The sequence below is a fragment of the Methylocaldum sp. genome (assembly GCF_039794385.1).
Lineage (GTDB): Bacteria > Pseudomonadota > Gammaproteobacteria > Methylococcales > Methylococcaceae > Methylocaldum.
In genome coordinates, this window is the sequence record NZ_JBDIVO010000274.1 from 1 (window position 1) to 6,196 (window position 6,196).

The following is a 6,196-nucleotide window of genomic DNA, read 5'->3' on the forward strand; positions in this document are numbered from 1 at the left end:
CAATTTCTGGCGGTCAAGCATTTTGCCGGCGATTTTCCGGTTCATGTGCTTCCCCTAGGTATAGAGGATGTTCCGCCCAATCTCCGTGCTTTCGACACCGTTTTTTCGATGGGGGTGCTTTACCATCGCCGTTCGCCTTTCGATCATCTTTTGGAGCTCAAGGGCTGTCTCAGATCCGGCGGTGAATTGGTCTTGGAGACTTTGGTCGTCGACGGTGGGCTGGGTCAGGTTTTGGTGCCCGAGGATCGCTATGCGCAGATGCGCAATGTGTGGTTCATTCCGTCCTGCGCTACCTTGTTATCGTGGCTAAGGCGATGCGGTTACCGAAACGGCCGGGTCGTCGATGTGACGAGGACCACAGCCGACGAGCAACGCTCCACGGACTGGATGCGCTTTCAGTCTCTGTCCGATTTCCTGGACCCGGCCAACCCGGAACTGACGATCGAGGGCTTGCCCGCGCCGGTGCGCGCGGTGTTCATCGCCGAGAGCCCTTAGAATCGGAAACCACCGCTGGCGTAAAATTATCCCTCTATCCTTTGTTCCTCCCTCGCATATTTCTTCATGAAAACACCCTGTATCGGTTTTGTCAGCCTTGGCTGTCCCAAGGCGTTGGTAGATAGTGAACGCATTCTGACCAAGTTGCGTGCCGAAGGTTACAGCCTCGTTCCGACATATAAGGACGCTGATCTTGTCGTTGTGAATACCTGCGGATTCATCGATGCCGCGGTCGAGGAGTCCCTGGACGCCATAGGCGAGGCTTTGAAAGAGAACGGTAAGGTCATCGTTACGGGATGTCTGGGCGTTCGCGAGAGCGAGATTCGATCCCGCCATCCTCAAGTGCTGAAGGTTACCGGCGCCCATGCCTATGAAGAGGTTGTCGAGGCGGTGCATGAGCATTTGCCGCCTCTTCACGATCCTTTTGTCGATCTGGTGCCGCCGGAAGGAGTCAAACTAACGCCTCGCCATTATGCTTACCTGAAGATCTCCGAGGGCTGCAATCATCGCTGCACGTTTTGCATTATTCCGAGCTTGCGCGGTGATCTGGTCAGCCGCCCCATCGGCGACGTGATGGCGGAAGCGGAGCGCCTAGTTTCGGCTGGAGTGAAGGAACTGCTCGTCGTATCGCAAGATACCAGCGCCTACGGCATCGATTTGAAGTATCGAACCGGCTTCTGGGGCGGGCGTCCGCTCAAGACCCGCTTCTATGATTTGGCCAAGGCTCTGGGGGAGTTCGGGGTTTGGGTGCGGATGCATTATGTTTATCCCTATCCCCACGTGGATGAAGTTATCCCGCTCATGGCGGAGGGAAAAATCCTGCCCTATCTGGACATTCCGTTCCAGCACGCCAGCGCCCGAATTCTGAAGCTGATGAAGCGTCCGGCAGCCGCAGAGGATGTCTTGGCCCGGATCGCCGAGTGGCGGAACATCTGCCCGGAAATCACGCTTCGCAGTACGTTCATCGTCGGCTTTCCGGGGGAAACCGAGGCGGATTTTGAGCAGCTGTTGGCGTTTCTTCAAGAAGCCCAGCTCGACCGGGTCGGGTGCTTTACCTATTCGCCCGTCAAGGGCGCGGTTGCCAACGAGTTATCCGATGTTGTGCCGGAAGCCGTGAAAGAAGAACGCCTCGCGCGGTTTATGGAGGTTCAGGCTCAAATCAGCGCTGATAGGCTGCAGTCGAAGATCGGGTTGCAGGAAATCGTTTTGGTCGACGAGGTTGTGGAGGAGGGGGCGGTCGCTCGCAGCCGGGCCGATGCTCCTGAAATCGATGGCCAAGTATTTATCGATGGCGCGACCCATTTGAAGGTCGGCGACTGGGTCGAGGTGGTTCTTGAGGATGCCGACGACCACGATTCGTGGGCGCGTCTCGCAAACCGTTAGATTTGTAGGCGGCTATCCGGCGAAGAAAGATAGCCGCCTCGTTCTGCGAATCGAATCAGCCGTGGTGATGTCCGCCCGGACCATGTACGTGGCCGTGATCCAGCTCATCGGGCGTAGCATCGCGAACGTCCGTGATTTCAACCTCGAAATTCAAAGTAAGGCCGGCCATCGGATGATTGCCGTCCAGGACTACCTCGTCATCGTCTACGCCGATTACCGTAAGCAGCTGAAGACCTTCCGGAGACTGCGCTTGAAATTGCATGCCAGGCAGTATCTCTTGTCCCTCTTCAAAGGCCGTTTTCGGTACCGACTGAATAAGGTCGTCGTCTCGCAAGCCATACGCTTCTTCCGGCGGAATGCTGACCTTGAGCTTGTCGCCCACGGCGCGACCGGTTAACGCATTCTCCAGTCCGGGAATGATGTTGCCCATGCCGTGAATATAGGCCAATGGACCTTGATCCTTGGAACTGTCGAGGATGTCGCCGTCATCGCTGGTGAGGGTGTAGTGGATATGGACCACTTTGCGGGGTGATACTTGCATGAGATACCCTTGCTGTCGCGGTGGTTGAAATTCCCATCATAACGAGTTTTCACTATGATAGACAGCGTTTTTCCGATTTAGATCAAGCGACAAAGCGATAAGGAGATTTTTTGGGTTTCCCGGCGGGTTTGCTTTGTTCCTTGTAGATGAGATACACGAAAATCCCCATCAATGCTGTCAAAATCCCGCATTTCACCCGCAGCAGAAAATCCAGTTTCGCGATCCAGTGCGGATGAGAGAGGATGAACTCGTTCATCTGGCTGAACCAGTTCTCAAACATAAGCACGACTCCTCGAAATACTCTGGATGAGTGAACTTTCTTCTTAGAACCGATCTTACTCGTTTGAATCCGTAATTTTTCAAAAATCGGTGTTGACGATCTGAGCCGATCGACGCTGTTGTCATACGGAAGCAGATCGAGGGTCCGGCACGTTGAGTGTGCCCGCCGCCTAAGGTAACATTCCGGCTTCTTTTAGGTCTAACGAACAAGATACTCCTCTGCCAATCTTCAACTTCGTCAAAAGGTTGTTCAAATTGCCGCAGCCCAAGCCGGAGGCAGCGGTGAGCGTTAGGATTTATCCGCGATCTGAACACATGATTTCCCGATCGATGATCAGCGATAACGCGCTAAAGGTGCTTTATCGCCTGAAGAAATCCGGGTATCAGGCTTATTTGGTCGGCGGTTGCGTACGCGACTTGCTTTTGGGGCGCGAGCCGAAAGATTTCGACGTGGTAACCAGCGCGCATCCCGAAGAGATCAGGGCGATTTTCCGCAATTGCCGTTTGATCGGTCGGCGTTTTCGCCTCGCTCATGTGCATTTCGGCGAGGAAATTATCGAAGTGGCAACCTTTCGAGGGCTCGCAGGCGAGGAGAGTCACGGGGGGCGCATCATCGAGAATGGCCGCATCCTTAGGGATAACGTCTATGGAACCATCGAAGAGGACGCCTTCCGCCGCGATTTCACGGTTAATGCGTTGTATTACAACATCAATGATTTTTCCGTGGTGGATTACGTCGGCGGCATGGAGGATCACAAGGCCGGTATGCTGAGACTAATCGGCGACCCGGAGCAACGTTATCGGGAGGACCCGGTACGGATGCTGCGGGCGTTACGCTTCTCCGTCAAACTCGGCTTTACCATTCATCCGAGCTGCGCCGATCCGATCAAACGGTTTTCGAGTCTGCTACAGGAAATTCCGCCGGCTCGTCTTTATGAAGAGGTTCTTAAGCTGTTCTTGTCCGGTTATGCGGTACAGACTTTCGAACAGCTCAGGCACTACGGTTTGTTCGCGGCACTGTTTCCCGAGACGGAGCGGTGTTTGGCCAAGGAGCAGCAGGGGTTTCCGCTGACATTCTTGGCCAAAGCCTTGGAACGGACCGATCAGCGAGTGCAAGAGGGAAAACCGGTAGCGCCATATTTTCTGTTCGCGGCCTTGTTGTGGGAACCGGTTCGGGCGGGCGCGCAAGCCCGAATCAAGGCCGGAGAAAGCGATATTTTGGCCTATCAGGAAGCTGCGGGTGAGGTGATTGCACGGCAAGTTCGTCATACCGCTTTGCCCCGGACGGTCAGTCTACCGGCTCGGGAGGTTTGGGCCTTGCAGCCGCGTTTTGAACGGATTGTCGGCTCACGGCCGTTTCGTTTGTTGACCCATCCCCGCTTTCGTGCCGCTTACGATTTCCTGTTGCTCCGGGCCGAGACCGGAGAGGCCGAGCCGTCGCTCGCCGAGTGGTGGACTCGATTCCAGCAGGCCGACGAAGCCGAGCGGAAAGCCATGACGAGTCCCGGCCGGCGCCGCTCCGGCAGATCGCGGTCGCGTAAACGCAAATCGCGCTCTGAATCTTCTGCCAATGTTTCCGTCTGATCATGTTGTGCCATTCGATAAAACGGCGGCCTATATCGGTCTGGGCGCCAATTTGGGCGATCCCATCGAAACCATCAAGTCGGCGCGCTCGGCTATTAGTAAGATAGAGGGTATCCGGGAGTTGGCTTTTTCGAGCCTTTATTGCAGTGCGCCCATGGGACCGGGCGATCAGCCCGATTACATCAATGCCGTAATGTCGGTCGAAACGACATTGGGGCCGCTGGAGTTGTTGCGCGAACTTCAGGCCATAGAGACGGCTCACGGGCGGGTGCGCAAGGGCGAACGCTGGGGACCTCGGACGCTGGACCTGGATTTGTTGCTGTACGGGTGCGAAATCATAGCGAGCGAAGTGCTGACCGTCCCTCATCCGGGAATCGCGGACCGCGAGTTCGTGCTGTATCCGCTCGAGGAGATCGCGCCGGAGCTCGAGATTCCCGGCAAGGGGCGATTGGCTGATCTGGTTCGGAAGTGTCCGCAACGAGGATTGAGGGTAATCGAGCATGTATGATGCGGCCAAGGCTTTGACTATTCCGGATCTCGCGGCGATGAAACGGCGCGATGAAAAAATCGTGGCTCTTACCGCTTACGATGCCAGCTTCGCCAAACTCATGGACGATGCCGGCGTGGATCTGGTTTTGGTCGGCGATTCCTTGGGAATGGTCGTGCAAGGCGAGCCGACGACGTTGCCGGTGACCTTGGACGATATGGTCTACCATACCCGGTGCGTGGCGCGCGGAATTCGCCGCGCCGTATTGGCGGCGGACATGCCGTTCGCCAGTTATTCCGGTCCGGCGCAGGCGATCGATAGCGCCGCTAGGTTGATACGTGGCGGGGCACATATGGTCAAGATCGAAGGCGGGCGGAAGCGGGTCGAGATCGTTCGTGCCTTGGTAGAGCAGAATATTCCCGTTTGCGGTCACTTGGGGCTGCTGCCTCAATCGGTTCATCAGGTCGGCGGTTATCTCGTGCAGGGAAAAGAAGAAAAAGCCGCACAGGCAATCCTCGAGGATGCCTTGATTCTTCAGGAAGCGGGTATTAGTGTGTTGGTGCTCGAATGTGTGCCGGCGACCTTGGCCGGCGAGATTACGGCGGCTCTCGATATCCCGACGATCGGCATAGGTGCGGGTCCGGGCTGTGGGGGCCAGATTCTCGTACTGTACGATATGCTCGGCATCACGCCGGGCAAGCGCCCCAAGTTTTCCAGAAATTTTCTTCAAGGCGCCGAGGATATTCCGTCGGCTATCCGCAATTACGCAGACGATGTGAGATCCGGCCGGTTCCCGGCGTTGGACCACAGTTTTTAGCGGTTCTTTCGGCGGATAATCCAAGGCTCGTCATGCTCATTATCGAATCCATAAGCGATTTGCGCCAAGCCGTGCGGGAATGGCGTTCGAAAGATCTTTCCGTGGCTTTCGTGCCGACCATGGGAAACCTGCATGCCGGGCACGTGCATCTTGTCCGCGAGGCGAAGCAACTCGCCGATAAGGTTGTGGTGAGCGTCTTCGTCAATCCGACTCAATTCTCTCCCGGCGAAGATTTCGATGCCTACCCGCGAACGCCCGCGGAAGATTCGGAAAAGCTTCGCAGCGCGGCAGTCGATCTCCTGTTCATGCCTTCGGTGGCCGAGCTGTATCCCACGGGCTCGGGGGTTACAACTTTCGTCGAGGTGCCGGGTTTGTCCGATGAACTCTGCGGTCGGTTCCGGCCGGGACATTTCCGAGGCGTCGCCACTATCGTCAGCAAGCTCTTCAACCTGGTGCAGCCCGATATCGCGCTGTTCGGCGAGAAGGATTATCAGCAGCTGTTGATAATCCGCCGCATGGTGGCGGATCTCGATTTTCCCGTGCGCATTCGCGCCGTCCCGACCGTCAGAGAGCCGAGCGGATTGGCGATGAGTTCTAGAAATGCGTATCT

8 protein-coding genes are annotated in these 6,196 nt (G+C 56.4%); 6 read left to right on the plus strand and 2 right to left on the minus strand.

Features of this window, described 5'->3' with window-relative positions:
* Together cmoB and rimO are read left to right on the plus strand one after the other, a co-directional pair.
* Window positions 1-495: tRNA 5-methoxyuridine(34)/uridine 5-oxyacetic acid(34) synthase CmoB (cmoB, locus tag ABJK70_RS18435; RefSeq protein WP_347258721.1), on the plus strand; the 495-nt coding region annotated here is incomplete at its 5' end.
* A gap of 66 nt (window positions 496-561) precedes the next feature.
* Complete coding sequence (gene rimO, locus ABJK70_RS18440; RefSeq protein WP_077728504.1) at window positions 562-1,878, plus strand: 30S ribosomal protein S12 methylthiotransferase RimO; 1,317 nt, start codon at window positions 562-564, stop codon at window positions 1,876-1,878.
* Between the two features lie 55 nt (window positions 1,879-1,933).
* On the opposite strand, the gene ABJK70_RS18445 is transcribed toward rimO, so the two are convergent.
* Both ABJK70_RS18445 and ABJK70_RS18450 read right to left on the minus strand, forming a co-directional pair.
* The gene (locus ABJK70_RS18445; protein WP_077728503.1) at window positions 1,934-2,419 is read right to left on the minus strand and encodes a peptidylprolyl isomerase; all 486 of its coding nucleotides are present in this window, start codon (window positions 2,417-2,419) and stop codon (window positions 1,934-1,936) included.
* 82 nt (window positions 2,420-2,501) lie between these two features.
* Complete coding sequence (locus ABJK70_RS18450) at window positions 2,502-2,699, minus strand: hypothetical protein (protein ID WP_077728502.1); 198 nt, start codon at window positions 2,697-2,699, stop codon at window positions 2,502-2,504.
* Between the two features lie 281 nt (window positions 2,700-2,980).
* Between ABJK70_RS18450 and pcnB the strand changes: the two genes are divergently transcribed.
* The 4 genes from pcnB to panC all read left to right on the plus strand — a co-directional run.
* Window positions 2,981-4,282 carry a polynucleotide adenylyltransferase PcnB gene (gene pcnB / locus ABJK70_RS18455; RefSeq protein WP_346425832.1) on the plus strand — a complete coding sequence of 434 codons (1,302 nt, stop codon included), beginning with the start codon at window positions 2,981-2,983 and terminating at the stop codon, window positions 4,280-4,282.
* 7 nt (window positions 4,283-4,289) lie between these two features.
* Entirely contained in the window at window positions 4,290-4,790 is a 501-nt protein-coding gene (gene folK, locus ABJK70_RS18460) for a 2-amino-4-hydroxy-6-hydroxymethyldihydropteridine diphosphokinase (RefSeq protein ID WP_240502386.1), read from the plus strand.
* The gene (gene panB / locus ABJK70_RS18465; RefSeq protein ID WP_077728499.1) at window positions 4,783-5,586 is read left to right on the plus strand and encodes a 3-methyl-2-oxobutanoate hydroxymethyltransferase; all 804 of its coding nucleotides are present in this window, start codon (window positions 4,783-4,785) and stop codon (window positions 5,584-5,586) included. The genes folK and panB overlap by 8 nt, the downstream gene beginning before the upstream one ends.
* A 32-nt stretch (window positions 5,587-5,618) precedes the next feature.
* Window positions 5,619-6,196 (plus strand): pantoate--beta-alanine ligase (gene panC, locus ABJK70_RS18470; protein ID WP_347258722.1); only part of this gene is annotated, 578 nt, incomplete at its 3' end.